General features: G+C 62.1%; 21 protein-coding genes. 8 read left to right on the top strand and 13 right to left on the bottom strand.

Going from position 1 to position 20417, the window contains the following annotated elements; translation table 11 throughout:
• Window positions 1–22 precede the first annotated feature (22 nt).
• The 5 genes from EDE05_RS02950 to EDE05_RS02930 all read right to left on the bottom strand — a co-directional run bounded on the left by EDE05_RS02950 (window position 23) and on the right by EDE05_RS02930 (window position 3959).
• Complete coding sequence (locus tag EDE05_RS02950; protein ID WP_134099923.1) at window positions 23–715, bottom strand: RES family NAD+ phosphorylase; 693 nt, start codon at window positions 713–715, stop codon at window positions 23–25.
• Window positions 712–1101: an MbcA/ParS/Xre antitoxin family protein gene (locus EDE05_RS02945; protein WP_207914827.1), complete on the bottom strand. Its 390-nt coding sequence runs from the start codon at window positions 1099–1101 to the stop codon at window positions 712–714. The genes EDE05_RS02950 and EDE05_RS02945 overlap by 4 nt, the downstream gene beginning before the upstream one ends.
• Before the next feature lie 113 nt (window positions 1102–1214).
• The gene (locus tag EDE05_RS02940) at window positions 1215–2033 is read right to left on the bottom strand and encodes an ABC transporter permease (RefSeq protein ID WP_105373730.1); all 819 of its coding nucleotides are present in this window, start codon (window positions 2031–2033) and stop codon (window positions 1215–1217) included.
• 10 nt (window positions 2034–2043) lie between these two features.
• Window positions 2044–2799, bottom strand: a complete 756-nt coding sequence (locus EDE05_RS02935) for an ABC transporter ATP-binding protein (protein ID WP_105373766.1) — start codon at window positions 2797–2799, stop codon at window positions 2044–2046.
• 119 nt (window positions 2800–2918) lie between these two features.
• Window positions 2919–3959: an ABC transporter substrate-binding protein gene (locus EDE05_RS02930; RefSeq protein ID WP_105373767.1), complete on the bottom strand. Its 1041-nt coding sequence runs from the start codon at window positions 3957–3959 to the stop codon at window positions 2919–2921.
• A 338-nt stretch (window positions 3960–4297) separates the two neighbouring features.
• On the opposite strand from EDE05_RS02930, the gene EDE05_RS02925 reads away from it, so the two are divergent.
• From EDE05_RS02925 to EDE05_RS02915, 3 genes are read left to right on the top strand one after another with little or no spacing between them, the layout of a single operon-like run.
• On the top strand, window positions 4298–7093 hold the full coding sequence (locus EDE05_RS02925; RefSeq protein WP_134099920.1) for a DUF2339 domain-containing protein: 2796 nt from the start codon (window positions 4298–4300) through the stop codon (window positions 7091–7093).
• A complete protein-coding gene (locus EDE05_RS02920; RefSeq protein WP_166675434.1) occupies window positions 7087–7740 on the top strand; it encodes an HD domain-containing protein in 654 nt (217 codons plus the stop codon). The genes EDE05_RS02925 and EDE05_RS02920 overlap by 7 nt, the downstream gene beginning before the upstream one ends.
• Window positions 7741–7750: 10 nt before the next feature.
• The gene (locus EDE05_RS02915; RefSeq protein ID WP_134099915.1) at window positions 7751–8599 is read left to right on the top strand and encodes an MOSC domain-containing protein; all 849 of its coding nucleotides are present in this window, start codon (window positions 7751–7753) and stop codon (window positions 8597–8599) included.
• A gap of 20 nt (window positions 8600–8619) precedes the next feature.
• On the opposite strand, the gene EDE05_RS02910 is transcribed toward EDE05_RS02915, so the two are convergent.
• Window positions 8620–9066 (bottom strand): nuclear transport factor 2 family protein, encoded by a 447-nt coding sequence (locus EDE05_RS02910; RefSeq protein ID WP_132410039.1) that lies wholly within the window; start codon window positions 9064–9066, stop codon window positions 8620–8622.
• A gap of 156 nt (window positions 9067–9222) precedes the next feature.
• Entirely contained in the window at window positions 9223–10446 is a 1224-nt protein-coding gene (locus EDE05_RS02905) for an MFS transporter (protein ID WP_134099913.1), read from the bottom strand.
• A 124-nt stretch (window positions 10447–10570) separates the two neighbouring features.
• On the opposite strand from EDE05_RS02905, the gene EDE05_RS02900 reads away from it, so the two are divergent.
• Window positions 10571–11173, top strand: coding sequence for a TetR/AcrR family transcriptional regulator (locus EDE05_RS02900; RefSeq protein WP_134099910.1), 603 nt, complete (start codon window positions 10571–10573; stop codon window positions 11171–11173).
• On the opposite strand, the gene EDE05_RS02895 is transcribed toward EDE05_RS02900, so the two are convergent.
• Entirely contained in the window at window positions 11170–12606 is a 1437-nt protein-coding gene (locus EDE05_RS02895; protein WP_208325200.1) for a PLP-dependent aminotransferase family protein, read from the bottom strand. The two genes, EDE05_RS02900 and EDE05_RS02895, sit on opposite strands and share 4 nt — an antisense overlap.
• An 86-nt stretch (window positions 12607–12692) precedes the next feature.
• Here EDE05_RS02895 and EDE05_RS02890 point away from each other — a divergent pair, with 86 nt between their 5' ends.
• The 3 genes from EDE05_RS02890 to EDE05_RS02880 all read left to right on the top strand — a co-directional run bounded on the left by EDE05_RS02890 (window position 12693) and on the right by EDE05_RS02880 (window position 15979).
• Window positions 12693–13556 (top strand): DMT family transporter, encoded by an 864-nt coding sequence (locus EDE05_RS02890; protein WP_105373738.1) that lies wholly within the window; start codon window positions 12693–12695, stop codon window positions 13554–13556.
• 185 nt (window positions 13557–13741) lie between these two features.
• Window positions 13742–14641: a DMT family transporter gene (locus tag EDE05_RS02885; protein WP_134099908.1), complete on the top strand. Its 900-nt coding sequence runs from the start codon at window positions 13742–13744 to the stop codon at window positions 14639–14641.
• 96 nt (window positions 14642–14737) lie between these two features.
• On the top strand, window positions 14738–15979 hold the full coding sequence (locus EDE05_RS02880) for an MFS transporter (RefSeq protein WP_132410051.1): 1242 nt from the start codon (window positions 14738–14740) through the stop codon (window positions 15977–15979).
• Between the two features lie 6 nt (window positions 15980–15985).
• Here the strand turns inward: EDE05_RS02880 and recO are convergent, their stop codons facing one another.
• Window positions 15986–16738: a DNA repair protein RecO gene (gene recO, locus EDE05_RS02875; RefSeq protein WP_132410053.1), complete on the bottom strand. Its 753-nt coding sequence runs from the start codon at window positions 16736–16738 to the stop codon at window positions 15986–15988.
• A gap of 187 nt (window positions 16739–16925) precedes the next feature.
• Between recO and EDE05_RS02870 the strand changes: the two genes are divergently transcribed.
• Window positions 16926–17318 (top strand): hypothetical protein, encoded by a 393-nt coding sequence (locus tag EDE05_RS02870; RefSeq protein ID WP_105373742.1) that lies wholly within the window; start codon window positions 16926–16928, stop codon window positions 17316–17318.
• Between the two features lie 6 nt (window positions 17319–17324).
• Here the strand turns inward: EDE05_RS02870 and EDE05_RS02865 are convergent, their stop codons facing one another.
• The 4 genes from EDE05_RS02865 to lepB all read right to left on the bottom strand — a co-directional run bounded on the left by EDE05_RS02865 (window position 17325) and on the right by lepB (window position 20344).
• Window positions 17325–17837: a PAS domain-containing protein gene (locus tag EDE05_RS02865; RefSeq protein ID WP_105373743.1), complete on the bottom strand. Its 513-nt coding sequence runs from the start codon at window positions 17835–17837 to the stop codon at window positions 17325–17327.
• A gap of 96 nt (window positions 17838–17933) precedes the next feature.
• The gene (era, locus tag EDE05_RS02860; RefSeq protein WP_134100515.1) at window positions 17934–18872 is read right to left on the bottom strand and encodes a GTPase Era; all 939 of its coding nucleotides are present in this window, start codon (window positions 18870–18872) and stop codon (window positions 17934–17936) included.
• Window positions 18873–18881: 9 nt separating this feature from the next.
• Window positions 18882–19595: a ribonuclease III gene (gene rnc / locus EDE05_RS02855; protein WP_207914828.1), complete on the bottom strand. Its 714-nt coding sequence runs from the start codon at window positions 19593–19595 to the stop codon at window positions 18882–18884.
• Complete coding sequence (gene lepB / locus EDE05_RS02850; protein WP_105373769.1) at window positions 19595–20344, bottom strand: signal peptidase I; 750 nt, start codon at window positions 20342–20344, stop codon at window positions 19595–19597. Before lepB ends, rnc begins: the two co-directional genes overlap by 1 nt.
• Between the last annotated feature and the right edge of the window lie 73 nt (window positions 20345–20417).

Below are 20417 nucleotides of genomic sequence, written 5' to 3'. Positions count from 1 at the left end.
TTTTCGAACCTTGGCTCCAGCCTCAAACGGCGTTGACGCTGTAATCCTCCGTGCCCTGCCAGACGATGTCCCAGGAGGCGCCGGGGCGGACGTTGCGGATCGCGGTCGGCTCGAATGCCACAAGGCAACGCCCGCCCTGATGGCGCACCGATGGATAGATCAGGCCGTCATAGCCCTCCCGCCGCAGTTTTTCAGCCAGCGCCTGCCCTTCCGGATAACCGAGAGCCGGATCGGGGTTAAGGGCCGGGTGTGACGCCTCGTCGGTGATGTCGGGAAATTCGCCGATGAAATCGGCCAGAAGTTCGACATAGCGCGCCGTCTCCTCAAATATCCCGATGAAACGCAATTCCCTTGTCTTATGGTAGGCAACTTCCGCAATCGAGGTCATCACGTCCCAGCTGCAATACCAGGCGCCGCGGCTTTCGGCGTTGAAACGGTTGCCGCCCTTGCGCGTATAGGTGAAGGCGGCATTGATGTGGCTGTTGCCATAGACCTGCAGGTCGTGCCTGCGGCGTTTCCAGGCGAGTTCGCGGCGATCAAGATGCAGGTTCAGACCCCGCTCGGCAATCAGGCGGGCGCTCGTCAGGCCCTCGATCTCGGCAAGGATTTCCAGCTCCTCGTCGCTATCGACGAGCCCGCGCAGGCTGGGCGGCTTGTGATAGGTTGCCGGGATCAGCCGAACCAGCCCCCGGTCCTTCAACGCCGTGATAATCACGCGCCGCCACGCAGCGCGTCGAGATAGTTGCGCACCCTCAGAAACTGCGGCAACCCCTCCTCGATCAGCGTATCGACCGGACGGGCGCCCTCAAACAGTGGGCCGTTGTTCGGCAGCGTCATCCACCGAGTGGCGACCGGCTCGCTGAAATAGAGCTTAAGGGCCTTATAGATGCCGATGACCGCGCTGAGCCGCAGCATCTGGTCCTTGGTCAGCCCGCCAGCATAACCGGGCTTCCTCGCGCGCTTCCAGGTGCTCTCCGACATATCGGCCAAACCCGCCGCTTCGCTGAGGGATACCCCCCACTCGCTCATCACATTGCCGAAAGCCTTCAGGGCCACGGCTGCCAGTTGCTCAGCGTCATGCTTTTTCGGCGCGACTTCCACGGGAGACTTATTCCTAATTGCCACCACACCAAAATAGTCCAAATGAACCAAATGTAAAGGTCACATGGACAAGAGCGGAAGCACGACAGAGGATCGAAGTTTTGGAAAGCCGCTTACTGGGCCATAGTGGAGCGATGCGCCCAACCGGTCATGCGCCGCTCGATCCATGCCATGAAGGCGTACATGGCGATGCCCTCCACGGCCAGCATCAGCAGGCCGGCGAAGACCAGCGGCACGTTGAACTGGCTCTGCGCGGAACTCATCATATTGCCGAGCCCGTAGTTGGAGGCCACCGTTTCCGAGACGACGGAGCCTACGAAGGCAAGCGTGATCGCAATCTTCAGCGAGCCGAAGAAATAGGGCATGGAGCGCGGGATGCCGACCTTCAGCATGATGTCCATCTTCTTCGCGCCGAGCGCGCGCAGCACGTCCTCGGTTTCCGGCTCGATGGTCGCAAGCCCGGTCGCAACGTTGACGACGATCGGAAAGAAGGAAATCAGGAAGGCCGTGAGGACCGCCGGGATAGTACCGATGCCGAACCAGATGACGAGGATCGGCACCAGAGCCACCTTGGGGATGGCGTTGAAGCCGATCATCAGCGGATAGAGCCCGGCATAGATCGTCTTCGACCAGCCGATGAAAAGGCCGATGCCAAGCCCCGCCACGACCGCGATCGCGAAACCCAGCGTCGTCGTGTAGAGGGTCTGCAGCGAGTTTTTCCAGATCGGCGACCAGTATTGCAGGATCGCCTGGAAGACACGGGAGGGGGCCGGCAGGATGGTCGGCGGCATTTCGAGCGCGATGACCAGCAGTTCCCAGAGGACGAACAAGCCGAGCGTATAAAGCCAGGGCGCCAATGTAACCCAGCTCATTCGGGCCGAAAGCGGCCTTGCCTGCGTTACCGGGGTGGTGTTGTCGGTCACGGCGCTCATCTCACGTCCCTCATGCCGCCACCCTCGCCTTGGCGATCTCGCCGTGCAGTTCATGCACCATGTCGTTGAAGCCCTTTTCATACATGACTTCGAGGTCGCGCGGACGGGCGAAGGGCACGACATGCTCCTTCAATATCCTGCCGGGACGCGCGCTCATGACGAAGATTCGGTCGGCCAGGAAGGTCGCTTCGCGCAGGTCATGCGTGACGAGGACGATGGTGACGCCCTGCGCTGCATGCAGATCGCGGATGACGCACCAGAGCTCCTCGCGGGTGAAGGCATCGAGCGCGCCGAAGGGCTCGTCGAGCATCAGGAGTTCCGGCTCGTGGATGAGGGCGCGGCAGAGATTCGCCCGCTGCTGCATGCCGCCGGAAAGCTGCCAGGGAAATTTCGAGCCGAAGCCCTTCAGGCCGACAGTTTCGAGCAGGTGTTCGGCCTTTTCCACATATTCCGCCTTATGCCTGCGCAGCCGGTGACGGTGCCTTTCGACGATCTCCAGCGGCAGGAGGATATTGTCGAGCGTCGTGCGCCAGGGCAGCATGGTCGGATTCTGGAAAGCCATGCCGACGATCGATACCGGCTCCGTGACCTGTTTGCCGGCAACGATCACGCCGCCGCCTTGCGGGATATGCAAGCCGGTGACGAGCTTCATCAGCGTCGACTTTCCGCAGCCGGACGGGCCAACGACCGCAGCAAACTCACCCTTGCCGACCTTCATGTTGAGCCCGGAGACGGCGAGCGTCCCGTTGGGGCCGCCATAACGCATGTCGACGTTTTCGATAGAAACCAAGGGGGAAACGAGGTGCGCCAATGGCGTGTCTCCGCGATCATTCATAATTCCAGACGAGAGAGAACCCGGGTTTGAGCCGGGTTCTCCATCGATGATCAAGGAAGCATTCGCTCTTCCTTGGGGGGCAGGAAGCTTGCGTCGAACACTTGGTCAGCCTTCACATTGCCCTTGAGGCCCATGGAGACCTTCAGCGTTTCGATCGAGGCGGTGAGCCTTGCCGGATCGATGCCGCCGAAACCGTTGGCGACAACATAAGGGGTCTTGATGTTCATGGAATTCGCCATGTTGAGGCGCTGCAGCTCAATATCCTTGTTCAGCGTCTCGTTGCGCTTCAGGACGGCTGCGACGCCCTCTTCGGGTTTGGCGACCGCGTCGGCAAAACCCTTGGCCAGAGCCTTCACGAAGCCTTTCACGGCCGCCGGGTTCTTCGCGGCGAAATCGGCATTGACCGTAATGCCGTTGCCGTAAAGGTTGAGACCGTTTTCCGCCATCAGGATGGTGGCGATATCCTCGTCCTTGATACCCTGCGCCTTCAGGTTCAGAATGACCGAGAAGGCGAAGCCGAAGACGGCATCGACCTTGCCCTGGGCGAGCATCGGCTCACGGACCGGAAAACCGATCGATTCGATGGTGATCTTGCTGTCGTCGATCTTGGCGACCTGCTTGAAAGCCTTCCACTGGGCAAAGGCGCCATCCGGCGGCGGAGCGCCGAGCTTCTTGCCTTCGAGCGACTTCGGATCGTTGGTGACCCCGAGCGACTTGCGGCCGACGACCGCAAAGGTCGGACGCTCGTAGACCATCATGACCATCTTGATCTTCTGCGACGGGTCCTCATCGAGGAATTTGATCAGCGAATTGATGTCGCCGAAACCGATCTGATAGGCGCCGGTGGCGACGCGCGGGATCGCCTCGACCGAACCGTTACCCGTGTCGATGGTGACATCGAGACCTTCGGCCTTGAAGTAGCCCTTGTCCTGGGCGAGCAGGAAGCCGGCAGCGGGACCCTCGAACTTCCAGTCCAGCGTAACTTTGATGGGCGTATCCGCCCGGGCCGGCGCCGCGGACGCGACAAAGCCTGCGGCAAAGGCCACAGCCGCGGCGGCCGAAAGTTTGGAAAGCAGTCTGCGCGAGATCATGAAAGGTCGTCCCCTCGAGGTTTCTTGTTTGATAACCGCATCCAAACCTTTCTTCTCCTGTCGCGCAAGCTGAAATTGCACATAAAGTTATCATATTTTAGTAGCGATTATATTTTGTGCAGACGATGATTTTGCCGGCAACATCCTGCCCCCGTTTTCGGCACAGGGGGCGAGGACCCGTGAAGCAAGGGACGACTGAAATCGGCGTAGAAGATCTGGAAAGGTTAATGCTTTCCGCGGCTTCGTCATTCGATTTGACGAAAACGGCGGCTCTTCCCTTTCCTCACCCGGCAATTGTATAAAGCCTGGAACAATTCCTCCGTCCGTGAGCCCCGCCGATGACCGAAATCCTGCTGCTGTTTCTCGTCATCCTGGTGTTTGGCCTGCATCGGCGAACATCCAACCGCATCGCCGGGCTCGAAAAGGAGCTGGAGGCGGTCAAGGCCGATCTCCTGGCGCGGCAGGCGCTTCCGCTCCGGGAGGCCGCGACTGCGGCTTCGGCCGAAGCCGCAACCGAGACGGTCGCTGAGGAGCCGGCATCGGCTGCCGAACTCGCGGCGCGCGAAACTGCCGAGGATGCAGCAACCGCCGAAGAGCTGGCGGCGGCATCCGTAAGCACCGAAGAAAGCGAGCCCGGCACCGGACAGGAAGAGCTTACACCCGGCCCCGCCCCTCAACCCACCGCCAAGCCGAAAACCAAAGAAAATCTCGAGAGTTATCTCGGCGCCCGCTGGCCGGTCTGGGTGGGCGGCGTGGCGCTCGCCTTCGGCGGCATTTTCCTGGTGCGCTACTCGATCGAGGCCGGCCTGCTCGGCCCTGCTGCGCGGCTCACCCTCGCCTGCCTGTTCGGCCTTTTCCTGATGGCGGCGGGCGAGGTTGTGCGCCGACGCGCCCTGCCGCAAGCTTCCGAGCGGTTCAGCAATGCGATGATCCCCGGGGCGCTGACGGCTGCCGGCGCGGTGACGCTGCTCGGTGCAATCTTCGCAGCCTATGCCGTCTATGAGTTCATCGGGCCGACCAGCGCCTTCATCCTACTGGCACTCGTCTCCTTCACGACGATCGCGCTGTCGCTGCTGCACGGACAGGCGCTCGCCGGACTCGGACTGCTCGCCTCGCTGATCACGCCGGCACTGGTGGCAAGCGAGGAACCGAGCGCCAATGCACTGTTCCTCTTCCTCGGCCTGACCTGGTTTGCGGTCAATGCCGCCTCGCGCTTCCGGCGCTGGACGATCGTGCCGACGCTTGCCAATATCGGCATCGGGCTCTGGGCCATCGCCTATGCGGTGGGGTCCGACGTATTCGACGCTATGCCGCCGGCATTGGCGCTGATCGTAATGATCGCCGGCACGGGCTTCTTCTGGCCCGGGCCGCGCTATGGGCTGGACCGGCCAGCGAAGTCCGGCTGGAGCGGGCTTCTTGGGCGCCCGCCCCTGCAGATCACGCTGTCCGTCTCGATCATGGCCGTCCTGCCGGCGCTTGCCATGCTACTTGCGGATTTTCCGACCGGCATCGACCCCCTGTTTGCCTCTGCCGCGGTGATCGCGGCGCTGGCGGCACTCGGCGCGAGCCGCACCTATGCGGTCTGGCCGGCCCTGATCTCCGCCGCGGGTGCGGTATTGGCCATAACACTGACCGCGCTCCTTTTGCTCGATTACATTCCGCCGCCGCCGACTGAAGGCCAGCCGGTGGCGGTTTTGACCTACACGCATGAGATCATCATCAGCCTCAGTCTCGGCGCCATCGTCACCTTTCTCGGTTTTGCCTTTCTCAGGCGTTTGCGTAGTGCCGAACCGGAATTCTCGATCCTCTGGAGCGTCCTGATGCCGGCCGTGCCGGTAACGCTTGCGACAATCAGCTTCCTCAACTTCGGCAATCTCGGACGCGACTGGACGCATGGGGTCTACGGGCTGGCGCTCGGCCTCGTGCTGCTTGCCGGCGCGGACTGGCTGTTCCGCAGGAGCGAAAAGACGACCGAGGAGCGCACCGATCTACCTATCGACTGGCCTGCAAATCTTCTCGTCGCGGGTTCCTTCGCAGGTTTTGCGCTTGCGCTGCATGCGGTGACCAACGGCATCGTCACCACGATCCTGCTTTCGGTCCTCGGCTTCGCCTATGTGCTGGCGATGCGGTTCCGCTCTTGGCCGGCACTGCCCTGGATGATGGCCGCCGCCACGCTGATCGTCTTCGGCCGCATTGCCTGGGAACCGACGCTGATCGGCGTCAACAGCCTCGGCAAGACGCCCTTCCTCAATGCGCTCCTTCCCGGCTACGGCATTCCGACGCTGCTTGCGATCGCGACTGCCTGGCTCCTGAGAGGTTCCGCGGATTTCCGCATCCGCAACGTCATGCAGGCGCTTGCCTCGCTCGCGGTTCTGATGACGGTCGCCGTTCTCGTACGTCATGCGATGAACGGCGGCGTGCTGGACGACCGGGTGCCGACGCTTGGCGAACAGTCGATCTACACGCTCGTCACCGTTGGTTTCTCCGGCGTGCTTCTGACCCTCGATCTCAGATCGCCGAGCCCGGTCTTCCGCTGGGGTTCCATGATTGCCGGGGTGATCGCGACGCTCAACGTGCTGTCGCTGCATCTCTTCGCGCTGAACCCCTTTTTCAGCGGCGAAAGCACCGGTGCCTGGCCCTTCTTCAACCTGCTGCTGATCGGCTATCTTCTGCCGGCGCTCGCCTATGGCCTGGTCGCCTGGTATGCGCGCGGGCGGCGACCGCAGCCCTATGTCGTCATGCTGGCGCTCGCCGGCGCGGTGCTCGGCTTCCTCTGGGCGACGCTTTCGGTGCGCCGTTTCTGGCAGGGAGAGAACATCGCCGACTGGAAGGGTTTTCTGCAGGGAGAGACCTATACCTATTCGGTGGTCTGGCTGCTGATCGGCGTGGCGCTGCTGGCGGTGGGATCTCGGCTGGACGCCAAGAGCCTGCGGCTTGCTTCCGCCGGCCTCGTGCTGGTCGCGGTCGTGAAAGTGTTCCTGATCGACATGTCGAATCTCGAAGGCATCTTGCGGGCCGTCTCGTTCATCGGGCTCGGTGCGGTGCTGATCGGCATCGGGCTTTTCTACCAGCGCATTCTGGTGAAAAAGAACGGTGAACCCGAGCTGACCGATTCGCAGGAACCCGCATCGTGACCGTTTCGCTTGCCGCAGCCTTCTCGCCCTACGAGGAGCTTGCCCAAACCCTGATCCCGCATGCGACCGAAGGCGACGACGGCAGCCACGACATCGCCCATATCCTGCGCGTCTTCCGCAATGCCTTGCGTATCCACGAGAAAGAAGGCGGCGACGGGCGAGTGCTCGCGGCCGCCGTGCTGCTCCACGATTGCGTGGCGGTCGAGAAGAATTCGCCCCTGAGATCGCAGGCTTCGCGGCTGGCGGCGGAGAAAGCCGCCGGCATTCTTGCCGGCCTTGGATGGGTGGAAGAGGATATCGCCGCCGTCGCGCATGCCATCACCACCCACAGCTTTTCGGCAAACATTGCGCCGGAAACGCTGGAGGCGAAGATATTGCAGGATGCCGACCGAATGGATGCGATCGGCATGGTGGGTGCAGCGCGCTGCTTCTATATCGCCGGCCGCATGGGATCCGGCCTCTACGATCCCGCCGATCCGCTCGGCAAGGAGCGGCCTCTGGACGACAAGGCCTTTGCCATCGACCATTTCGGAATAAAGCTGTTCAAGCTGGCGGATGGGTTCCAGACCGCGACCGGCCGGGTGCTCGCGAAGGAACGGCATGAGAGGCTGAAATCGGTACTCGACCTCTTCGTCGACGAAATCTGAGGATATCATCATGCGCGTCAGCCAACTCAACTACTATCCGCTGAAAAGCGGCTGCGGCATTGCGCTTACCGAAGCGGAGATCGCGGCGGAAGGCATTCCCGGCGACCGGCGGATGATGGTGACGGATCCTTCCGGCCATTTCATCACGCAGCGCGAACTGCAGGCGCTGGCGCAGCTTCAGGTGACGCCGCAAGACGGCGGCTTCCGCCTGGCGGTCGACGGCAAGGGCGAGATCGGTGTCAGCCACCCCCCGGCCGGCCGTCGCATGGACGTCGCCGTGTGGAAGTCGATCGTCAGTGCGGCGGTGGCTGACGATGCGGTCAACGAGACGATTTCGGGCTGGCTCGGCCGCGACATCCGGCTGGTCTTCTTCGACGATCACGCGAAGCGTACCGCAAGCGCCGAATGGGCGGGGCCGAATACGCCCGTCACTTTCGCGGACGGTTATCAGGTGCTCGTCACCACGGCCGGCTCGCTCGCGGCACTCAATGCCGACATGGAAAAACATGGCGAAGGCGCGGTCGGCATGGAGCGTTTCCGGCCGAATATCGTGCTCGACCATGACGAGGCCTTCGAGGAAGACAATTGGGAAGGCATCGAGATTTCCGGCATCCGCTTCGATTTCGTCAAACCCTGCGCCCGCTGCATCATGACCACGCAGGACCAGAAGACCGGCTCCCGCGAGGCGCCGAGCCCGATGGCCGCTATGGGCCGCATCCGCATGTCTGCCGATCGCCGTGTGCCCGGTCCGCTCTTCGGCTGGAATGCCGTGCCGCGCGGCATCGGGCGCATCAAGGTCGGCGACGTGGCGACGGTAACGGCGGAGCGGGACGCCTGGGCGATCAAGCGGCGGGCGTGACGCCGCCGGGTCCGCTACCTTTATGACTGAACGTTCGGTTGCGCCTGCATGGTCGCAAGATCAATCGGCATCGAGATATGCTCGTGGGCGATCAGCCATTGGCCCGCTATCTTGCGGAAACCGGATGTCACGCGGACCCAGTAATCCGCCTTGTCTCCGCCTGTCCGCATGCTCCTGACGTGGCTCAGGCTGTGGCAGAAGCCCACATCGCCATTCGCTGCGATGCGCAAGTCGTGGATGTCGTAATCGATCGATCCTTCAACCGAAGCGAACCAGGCCTCGAAGTTCTTTCGATAGGCATCTGCGCTCTGGACCTGCGCCGGTGGTCTGATGTCGAAGACAACGGTGTCTGCCGCGTAATACGCCATCAGGGCGCCAATGTCCTTGGCGCGCAACGCTCGCGCCAGACCGTCCACGCGCCGGCGAATTTCTTCTTCTTCAACGGTTGGGCTTGCAGCTGTCGACATGACACTCTCCTGCAGATGGGAGCCATTCGGCCTCCCGGCTTTTGCAAAAGTCCGCCCGCGGCAAATCTACCACGGGCGGACTCTGGCACCAACCGGCCAATCCGGGCCTGTTCAGAGGATGTATCGCAATTGTATAGCCGGCGTCCCGGAGGCAGCCTATTCCGCCGGGTTTAATGCGGCAGATGGCGGAGCCACCTGGCGCGCGGGGTTGCTGAGGCGGCCGTAACCGAGGAGCATGGTGGCGAGTGCGGTGAGGCCGCCGGCGACTGCTACCCAGAAGCCGTTCGAGGCACCATAGGCATCGACGGTCCAGCCGGCGAGCGAGGAGCCAATCGCAAAGCCGATGCCGACGCCGGTCATGGCATAGGTGATGCCTTCGGTGAGCTGTGACGAAGGCACGATGCGCTCGATCAGGCTCATGCCGGTGATGAAGGTCGGCGAGATCGCCGCACCGGCCAGGAAGATCACCAGCGTCAGCGTCCAGAGATTGCCGACAAAAGGCATGGGCAAGGTGGTGACGGCGGCGATCAGGCTGGCGAAGATCAGGCGGCGGGCGAGCGGCGTCTTGAATTTGATGGCGCCGATGATGAGGCCGACGACAAACGAACCGGCGGCATAGGCCGAGAGGATATAACTTGCGGCACCCTTATTGCCCATGGCTTCGGCGAAGGCGACGACCGCGACCTCGGCCGTACCGAAGATCGTGCCCATGCCGGCAAAGACCGTGACCACGAACCACATGGAGAGGAGCCGCATGACCGAGCCGCTGCCGGTGTCGCGTTGCGGATCGACCTTCGGCTCGGTCGATTTCTGTGCGACAAAGAGGGCCGTGCCAATGGCGAGGAAGGCGGCAGAGGCGAGAACGCCCGCTTCCGGAAAGAGGGAAACGCTGAGGCCGATACCGACCACCGGACCGAAGATATAGACCACCTCGTCGAGCACGGATTCGAACGCGAAGGCGGTATGGAGTTCGGGCTGGTCGCGGTAGATCTCGGTCCAGCGGGCTCTTACGATCGCCATCATGCTCGGCATCATGCCGGCCAACAGAGCGAAGGCGAACAACGTCCAGTTCGGCCAGCGTTGCCAGGCCGCAGCGGCAAGGCCGACAAGTGCAAGAAAGGTGATGGCCGTCGTCGGCACGAGCACGGCGGACTGACCTTTGGCATCTATCCAGCGGGAGACCTGGGGAGAGATGAAAGCATTGGCGAGCGCGAACGTCGCCGACACCGCCCCCGCGATCCAATATTCGCCATGGGTCTGCGACAGCATCGCGACGGCGCCGATCGTCGTCATCGGCAGCGGCAGGCGGGCGATGAAACCGGCGGCGGAGAAAGCTTTCGTCCCCGGCCTCCGGAATATTTCACCATAGGGATTGGGCATGACGGGCTCCTTGAGTTATCGTGGGATGACCTTTACATACGCCGCGTATGAGAGTTAGATAGACACATACGTCACGCATGTCAATTAACATACGTGACGTATGCGAATAATTTCTGGAGTTCCGATGGCCCACAAGCCGCGCAAGGAAATGATCGCCGAAACACGGGCCAAGCTGATCGCCGCAGCGCGCCATGCCTTTGCCACGCAAGGTTATGCGGAAGCGTCGATGGACGATTTCACAGGCCAAGCGGGCCTGACACGCGGCGCACTCTACCACCATTTCGGCGACAAGAAGGGCCTGCTGCAGGCGGTCATCGCCGAAATCGACGCGGAAATGTCCGACCGGCTCTGCGCGATTTCCAGCAGAGCAAAGACCGCCTGGCAGGGGTTCGTCGATGAAAACATCGCCTATATCGAGATGGCGCTGGAGCCCGAGATCCGCCGCATCATGCTGCTCGACGGGCCGGCGGTGCTGGGCGACCCCTCGAACTGGCCGAACCAGAACGCCTGTCTCCGCTCCATGACGGCAAGCGTCCAGAAACTCATCGACGAAGGCACGATCAGGGACGTGGATGCGGAGGCGACCGCACGGCTCGTCAATGGCGCGACGCTCAGCGCCGCACTCTGGATTGCCGGAGCGGAGGATCCCGAGGCCGCCTCGAAGAGGGCCACGGAGGCGTTTCTCGTGATGGTATCCGGGCTGCTGAAGGAAACGGTTCCGGCTTAGGTACGGCCGTCTGGAGCTTGGGCTTGCATAAGGGCATGGCCCACCACTTCGAAGACGCGCGGGTCGAGCATCTGCGAAACGTTGAAGCGCATGAAGCCGGTCGCTGCCTGTGACAGGCTGAAAGCGTTTCCGGGCGCCAGGACCACGTTCCTTTCCAGGGCTGCCCGCGCAACGCGTGCGGCATCCAGATCGTCCGGCAGCCGGCACCAGAGAAACATGCCGGCCTGCGGCTCGATCCAGGGCGTGATGCCGAGCCCCTTCAGTCTTGCCGAAACCTCGGCCATCGCCTGCGACAGACGCGTCCGCAGAGCTTCGACGTGTTTGCGGTAATTGCCGTCGCTCAATACGTTGAGGACCAGTTCCGCCGTCAGCCTCCCGCCGCCGAAGGTGGTGGCGATCTTGAGGTCCGTCAGGCCCTCGATCCATTCAGGCTTTGCGGCGACAAAACCGCAGCGCGCCGAGGCGGACAGGGTTTTCGAAAAACTGCCGATATGAATGACCCGGTCAAGCCCGTCGAAGGCGGCCAGACGCGGCGCCGCGGCATGCTCGAAATCGGCAAAGATGTCGTCCTCGATGACGGTAAGATCGAACTGATCCGCAAGCTTCAGGACGCGATGGGCCGCCACCGGCGAAAGCACGGCGCCGGTCGGATTGTGAACGGCGGAATTGGTGATGTAGAGACGCGGCCGATGCTCGGCGCAGATTTCGGCGAACACCTGGAGATCGGGGCCGGAGGCCGTGTAAGGGACGCCGACGATCTTCGCGCGGTGGGCCCGCAGCAAGGCATGAAAGTTGAAATAGCAGGGATCGTCGACCAGCACGGTATCGCCGGGCTCGATAAGAAAACGGCACAGGAGATCGATCGCCTGGGTTCCCGATTCGGTCAGCATGATTTGATCAGGAGACGCTTCGATCCCCCGTTCGGCCATGCGACGCGAGATCAACTGGCGAAGCGGCGGCAAGCCCAGCGGCGAGCCGTAGTCGGCCAGCGAGGGACCTTCGCTGCGGGACAGTGCTCGCAAGGCCCGGCGGATGCTTTCCTCCGGAAGCCAGGAAGGCGGCAACCAGCCGCAGCCCGGCTTCAACCCACCCTCGCCTGCGTCAAGGGATTGCCGGGAGACCCAGAACGGATCGACGGCGCGGTCGAGCCTGGGACCAACCTCCGAGAGCGAGAATGGCGCAGCCTGATTTGCGACATAGAAGCCCGACCCCGGCCTCGACAGGATCGCCCCTTCGGCGACGAGGCGTTCATAAGCGTCGACCACCGTCGAGGTGGAAACCCTGAGTGTGCCCGCCAGCCCGCGAACTGAGGGCAGCTTGGCGCCCGGCGTCAGGCTGCGGCCGGCGATGCGCTGCCTGATCGTCGTCATGACCATCGACACCCGGGTGCCATCCGCTGCCTCGCCGTTCATCCGTACTGGATCCTTTACCATAACAGTTTTTCCAAACCGTATCAGACTGTGGCTGGTGAAGCCATTCGCCTTCATCGATAAGGACTGCGAAAATGATGGAGTGCTTCATGGACCGTACAGCAGCCGGATGGATCAACGGGTTTATCGGTGTGGTCATCTTCAGCGGCTCGCTGCCCGCCACCCGCGTTGCAGTGATGCAGTTCGATCCGGTCTTCCTGACGGTCGCGCGGGCCGCAATCGCCGGAATATTGGCGGTCGGGCTGCTCATGCTGTTTCGGGAGAAGCGGCCTGTACGGAGCGACGTGGTACCCCTGGCGGTCGTTGCCCTCGGCGTCGTGGTCGGGTTTCCGCTGCTGACGGCTCTTGCGCTGCAGCACGTGACCTCGGCGCATTCGATCGTCTTCGTCGGCCTGCTGCCGCTCGCAACGGCCATCTTCGGTGTCATCCGGGGCGGCGAGAGACCTAAGCCCGCCTTCTGGCTGTTTTCGATTCTCGGAAGCGGGCTGGTGGCCGGGTTCGCGCTGGCGCAGGGGCTGACGGCGTCGCCCGTCGGCGACGCATTGATGCTTGCCGCCATCATTGCCTGCGGCCTCGGTTATGCCGAAGGGGCGAGACTTTCCCGCAGGCTCGGCGGGTGGCAGGTGATTTCCTGGGCGCTCGTCCTGTCGCTGCCGCCGATGATCGTTGCAGCGGTCGCCACCATGCCTGACACCTTTTCCGGCATCGAAGCGCCCGCATTGGCGGGCCTTGCCTATGTTTCGCTGTTCAGCATGCTGATCGGCTTCGTTTTCTGGTATCGCGGCCTCGCGCTCGGCGGCATCGCCTCAGTCGGCCAGTTGCAGCTCCTGCAGCCGTTCCTCGGGCTGGCACTCGCGGCGACCCTTCTGCACGAATCCGTCAGTTGGATGATGTTCGCTGTGACGCTCGCCGTGATCCTCTGCGTCGCCGGTGCGCGCAAGTTCGCCCGGTAGGCACGACAGCTGCGGCCTTGGCTGGCTAGCCTGGCTTCCATCCCGCCCAGCGCATGGCAGGTATTCGCAAAAGCAGGTTGCCTGACATCTTGGCGAACGGCGAAAACGGACTAGCTATTCCCTTTCCCTGCCCTGCCCGGCTCATCCTGCCGGTGCGACCGCCCGATTAGAAGTAGACCTCCCGCATGACACCTCGGTCCATCGGCCTTCTCTGCGCTCTTTCGGCCGTGACCATCTTTTCCATGCAGGACGGCATTTCGAAACATCTCGGCACCGCCTATCCGCCGATTTTCGTGACAATGATCCGCTATTGGGCCTTTGCAGGCTTCGCGCTGTTCCTCGCGGGCCGCTCGCCCGTGGGATTGAAAGGCGTCGTCACCGCCAACCGGCCCTGGCTGCAGATCGCCCGCGGCGTGCTGCTTGTCACGCAGATCGTGGTGTCGATCTTCTCCTTTGCGCGGGTCGGGCTTGCGCCTACCCATACGATTTTCGCAGCCACGCCGCTGGTCGTCGCCTGCCTTTCGGTGCCGTTTCTCGGAGAACGGGTCGGCTGGCGGCGCTGGGCGGCGATCGGCATCGGCTTCATCGGCATCCTGTTGATCATCAACCCGCTGCAGGCGACATTCGACACCAAGATCATCATCCCGATCGTCGGCACGCTGATGTTTGCGGTCTATTCGATCATGACACGGCTCGCGAGCCGCACGGACACGCCAGACACTGCCTTCTTCTACACCGGCGTGGCCGGTGCGCTGGCGATTACGTTCGTAGGCCCGTTCTACTGGACGCAAATCACGCTTGCCGACTGGTTCTGGATGATCGCCCTCTGTATCACCGGCATGAGCGGGCATTATCTCCTGATCCGCGCCTATGACCTGCTCGATGCCGTCGTCGTACAGCCGATGTCCTATATCCAGACCGTAATCGTCTGCCTGATGGGCGTCTTCCTTTTCGGCGAGGTGATGACGGTCAACATGATCGCCGGCTGCACGATCGTGATTGCCGCCGGCATCTTCACCATCTGGCGGGAAGCCCGGCTTGCGCGTGCGGCACCCGCAGCAATCGATCCGCCCGGAACACCGTGACCCTCATCAAATGCGGTGATGGATCGATTTAGCAAAAGTTGTTTTTCGAATGCCGCCGGCAGGGGTATGATTTGCCCCTCATTGCAGGAGGACCCTATGAGCCAATCCGCGACCCAAACCGTGCGCTCGCCGATGCCCTGGCTGATCATCACCGCCGGCGCGCTGATCGCGATGCTGACCTTCGGGCCACGCTCGGCCATGGGTTTCTTCCAGCTTCCGATGCTGCAGGATACCGGTTGGGACCGCTCCACCTTTGGTCTGGCGATGGCGATCCAGAACCTCTTCTGGGGTCTCAGCCAGCCCTTTTTTGGGGCGCTTGCCGACAAATACGGCACGGGGCGCGTGCTTGCCATGTCCGGCGTACTCTATGCCGCCGGCCTCATTCTCATGGCCAATGCGAGCGCGCCGATCTGGCTGCATATCGGCGGCGGTGTGCTGGTCGGCATGGCGATCGGCGCCGGTTCCTTCAGCGTCATCCTGTCGGCCTTTGCCCGCAACGTGACCCCCGAGCAGCGATCGATGGCGTTCGGCATCGGCACGGCAGCCGGATCGGCCGGCATGTTCCTGTTTGCGCCGCTAAGCCAGGCGCTGATCAGCAATTTCGGCTGGTCCGATAGCCTGGTCTATATGTCGGTCATGATGCTGATCGTGCCGCTGCTCGCCTTCCCGCTGCGGGGCAATGCAAGCTCGGGAAGCCAGTCCCACAGTCAGTTCCAGCAGTCGGTGAGCGCGGCCCTGAAGGAAGCCTTCGGCCATCAGAGCTACCTGCTGCTTACCGCCGGCTTTTTCGTCTGCGGCTTCCAGGTTGCCTTCATCACCGCGCATTTTCCGGCCTATCTCGGGGATATTGGCATCGACGCGCGTTATGCGGTGATCGCCATGGCGCTGATCGGCTTTTTCAACATCATCGGCTCGCTCGGCGCCGGCTTCATCGGCCAGCGTTATTCGAAGCCCTATTTCCTCGCTTACATCTATATCGGCCGCTCGATCGCAGTGACCGCGTTCCTGCTTCTGCCGCAGACGCCGACGACCGTCATCGTCTTTGCAATCGTCATGGGACTGCTGTGGCTTTCCACCGTGCCGCCCACCAACGGGCTTGTCGCCATCATGTTCGGCACACGCCATCTCGGGCTTCTCGGCGGCATCGTTTTCCTGTCGCACCAGGTGGGCTCGTTCCTCGGCGTGTGGATGGGCGGTTATCTCTACGACCGCTTCGGCTCCTATGACCCCGTCTGGTGGCTGGGCGTCGGGCTCGGCATCTTCGCTGCGGTCGTCCACTGGCCGATCCAGGAAAAGGCGGTCGACCGATCGATGCCGGCTGCCCAGCCGGCCGAATAACACAGCTCAGCCGGCCTGCCGTTCCGCTGCCTGAGACAAGGCTTTCAACGCCGCCTGCACAAAACCGTCGCGGGCGGCGTTTTCCGTCAGACCTCGGGGCTCGTAGACATGCCGGTGCAGGAAAAAGGCGGTAAGGCGGAAGGCCGCCGCCATGCTTTCCCGGTCGGCTGCATTCGCTGCGCCCTCGCCCAGAAAGCCGGGCAGAGCCAACATGCGGTCGGCATAGGGAGCGCCTGCTGCGCGGGAGACGGCACGGCCGGTTTTCGGCGAGACATAGACGAGATCCTCGGTAATCCCGGTCGCGGCGCATTCGGTGAGGTCGAGGCCGAAGCCGAGATCGTTCAGGACTGCCAGTTCAAAGCGCACGAAGAGTTCGCCGGCGTCGGCCGGGTCGTCCAGCGCGTCGAGAATGACGTCCAGCGCCTCGAAGAGATGAGGGTGCGGATCACGCTCGGGCAACAGCCGGAGCAACGCGCCCATGGCCTGCACGCCATAAACGGCGGTCGCCGTCTCCATCAGTTTCGCGGCCCTCAGCCGCACCGGCTCCAGCTTGAATTCGCCGAGATGTTCATCGAGACGCGCCCGCCAGACGGCCTCTACCCGATTTCCCGGCTGCAGGACTGGCTGCATGGCGCGCGAGCGGCCGGAACGGACGAGCCCCATATGCCGCCCGCGCTCGCGCGTCATCAATTCGGCGATGACGCTCGTCTCGCCGTGGCGCTTGACGCCAATGATGATGCCTTCGTCCTGCCACTGCATGTGCTGCTTTAACATCCTTCCAATGTGATTCAGTTCTACCCGATAAGTGCTTCAGACTGAATCGGTTTCTGGAATTTACGCTCTTCCGGGAAGTTGTAGCCTGTCCCGTCTTGCCTGGAACAAATCGGGCTCCATTTGGATTCCTGTGCGAAATTTCCACTTCAGATCACAAAGCCCGGGAGCCCTTATGAAAAACGTTCTTCTTGTCGCACTGGCCGCCCTGCCGGCTGCCGCTCTCCTTGCCTCCCCCGCCGCCGCCCAATCGCCGCAGCTGGAACAGGCTTGCGTGATGGTCGCCAAGAATTTCCTTCTGGTGCCGAACGTCAAGACCGGCATCGTGCAATCCTACCCGGAACTCGATCCACCGGGCGCAAGGCTTACCTATTCCACACGGGAAGATGCCAAGCCGACCGATTTCAACAACGAGATCGAGTGTGAATTCGACAAGCCGCAGCCGCCGTTCAATCTCCTGCGCTTTTGCATTTCAGACACATGTTATGGCCCGAACGAGCAGGAGCAGGAGAACCGCCGACGTTACCAGGAGGTCAAAGTGCTGATGGATCGGCAGCAGAAGAAGTGAGCGCCCTCAGAACTCTTTTTTGCCGCCGATCACATTCAGCGCGGATGAGAGATAGCGCGCTGCGAGCGTATGGCGGCGTCTCGTGGCGATGCCAAGGGCGGCCCGGCAATGGCTTTCCAACGGGTCACCCACCGTTGGATCGAGGGACGACTGGACGGTGACCGTGCCGCTGTAGATCGACGGAACACCCTCCACATCCCGCAGGCAGCGGCCGTTCGCCGCCACCGAGATCTTGCGACCGTCGGGGTGAGTGAGGCCATACTTCGCCTGGTAAGGCAGGCCGGTGATGATTGCATCGTGGATCGCCTTGGCGACCCGCTGCTTGTCACCCTCGTCGATATACCGGATGACCAGCTCGATCGGCGCGCCTTCCACGAGGTCGCTGTAGGGAACACCGAATATATCAGCGATGATTTCATCGCCGTACACTCTGTTCTCCGGGACGCTCCAACTATAAAAACCGATGGGACAGGTAGCGTCCATCTCGGCATTGCCGTTGAAGAATCCAATGTCAGCCATTCACGGACCTCTCGTTGTTTACGACAGGGTGACGCGCGGTCCGGGCTTTAGCAATAACTTTTTATAATCGTTCCAGGAATGCGGCGGAAAATCCGCTCAATTTTTGGGGAAATCCAGCCCCATCTCGCGGAAACGCTCCGGATCGTCGCCCCAGTTTTCCCTGACCTTGACGAACAGGAAGAGGTGGACGGGCTGCTCGAGGATCTCCGAAATCTCCTTGCGGGAGGCGGTGGAGATCGCCTTGATAGCCTCGCCGTTCTTGCCGAGAGCGATCTTCTTCTGGCTGTCGCGCTCCACATAGATGACCTGTTCGATACGGACCGAACCGTCCTTTCGCTCCTCCCATTTCTCGGTCTCGACGTGGGACGCATAGGGAAGCTCCTGATGCAGGCGCAGGAACAGTTTTTCGCGGGTGATTTCGGCGGCGAGCTGGCGCATCGGCAGATCAGAGATCTGGTCTTCCGGATAATACCAGGGACCTTCCGGCAACGTTTCGGCGAGATAATCCATAAGGTCGTCGCAACCGGAACCGGTGGTGGCAGACACCATGAACGTGCGCTCGAAAGCGACCGCCTCGTTGGCGGTAGCAGCGAGTTTCAAAAGATCCTCGTGGCGGACCCGGTCGATCTTATTCAAAACCAGGATCTTCGGCTGATGGACCTCCTTCAAGCCTTCCAGGATCGCCTCGGCATCACCGCGGATGCCGCGCTCGCTGTCGATCAGCAGGAGGATGAGGTCGGCGTCCTTCGCCCCGCCCCAGGCGGACGTCACCATGGCGCGGTCGAGCCGGCGGCGCGGCTTGAAGATGCCGGGCGTATCCATGAAAACGATCTGGGCATTGTTGTGGATGGCGATGCCGCGCACGATGGCGCGCGTCGTCTGCACCTTGTGGCTGACGATCGACACCTTGGCGCCGACGAGCCGGTTCAGCAGCGTCGATTTGCCGGCATTGGTCGCGCCGATCAGCGCTACGAAGCCTGAATGGGTCGCGCCGACTTCTTCTTCGTCAGCGGGGATGTTGTCGTTTTCGGTCATCTTGTCCAATCATTCTCCGGCGGGCTTCTGCCACACGCCTTCACGTTCGAGCATCCTGGTCGCAGCGACCTGTTCGGCAGCGCGTTTTGAGCGGTCTACGCCCGTTTCCGGCGCCACTCCCGGCACCTCCACCGTGACGGTGAAGCGCGGATCGTGGTCCGGGCCGGATCGGTCGTCGATGCGATAGGAAGGCGTCAGGCCGAATTTGGCATGCGCCCATTCCTGCAACTCGGTCTTGGCGTCGCGCCGCGCACCGTCGGCGCGGGCGGCGCGGCTTTCCCAATACCGGAGGATGAAGCCGCGCGCGGCTTCCAGCCCCCCATCGAGATAGAGCGCGGCAATCAGGCTTTCCACCACATCGGCGCGAACATTCATCATTCGCTTGCCGGTGAGCTTCTTCACATCGGCGCCGGTGCGGATGAAACGGTGCAGTTCCAGTTCATCGGCAACATGCGCGCAGCTTTCGGCGCTGACAAGCTGATTGAGCCGCACCGAAAGCTCGCCTTCGGTCGCCGACCGGAAGGTCTTGAACAGGAGGTCTGCGACGCAGAGGCCAAGCACCCGATCGCCCAGGAACTCCAGCCGCTCGTAATTCGCGCCCTTGGCCGAACCAGTGCTCGCATGGGTGAACGCCCGGTCCAGCCATTGCTTGTCGGCGAATTCGTGGCCAATCAGTTTTTCCAGCTGGCCGCGATCCTCCGCCGAAAGCGCCTTGGCCTTCATCAGTGGACGACCTTAAAGAGGCGATCCCAGCGCATGTTCGTCGGCCATTTCCAGACTTCCCGGAACGAGGTGTCGTTACCGAGCGAGAAGAAGATGATGCTAGCGCGGCCGACCAGATTTTCGGCAGGCACCATGCCGACATCGAAGCGGCTGTCGAGGGAATTGTCACGGTTGTCGCCCATGAAGAAATAGTGCCCTTCGGGAACTGTGAATTCCTGGGTGTTATCGCCGCGCGAGACCGGCGAATGATCAAGCGTGTCGTAGGTGACGCCGGTATCGAGGGTTTCGCGGAAGACCGGCACATCGGTGCCCGGATCGAGGCTGTAGTCGGAGGTGAAGGTACCGTCACCCTGTTTAGGCACCGGCTTGCCGTTGATCAGAAGCACGCCGTCGGTAACCTGCACCTTGTCGCCCGGCAAGCCGATCAGACGCTTGATGTAATCCACATCCGGATGGCTCGGGAGGCGGAAGACGATAACATCGCCACGCTCAGGCTCGCTGAACTCGAAAATGCGGCCCGAAAACAGGTTCGGCGAGAACGGCAGCGAGTATTTCGAATAGCCGTAGGCGAATTTGTTGACAAAGATATAGTCGCCCACGAGCAAGGTCGGCATCATCGAGCCGGAGGGAATGGTGAAGGGCTGAAAGAGGACGGTGCGGATCACCATCGCCAGCAGCAACGCCTGGATAATGACCTTGATATTTTCCCAAAGGCTGTTCTGCGGCTTGGTCTGGGCTTTTTCGGACACGTTCAAAGTTCTTTCTCTTTCCAGCAAAGTGCCGCTTTCTAACCCCTTCACGGAGCGGCGGCAATGGCTGATG

This window comes from Neorhizobium sp. R1-B (assembly GCF_004368875.1).
Lineage (GTDB): Bacteria > Pseudomonadota > Alphaproteobacteria > Rhizobiales > Rhizobiaceae > Neorhizobium > Neorhizobium huautlense.
The sequence above is the reverse complement of the archived record's forward strand: the minus strand, read 5'-3'. Positions and strand labels throughout refer to the sequence as shown.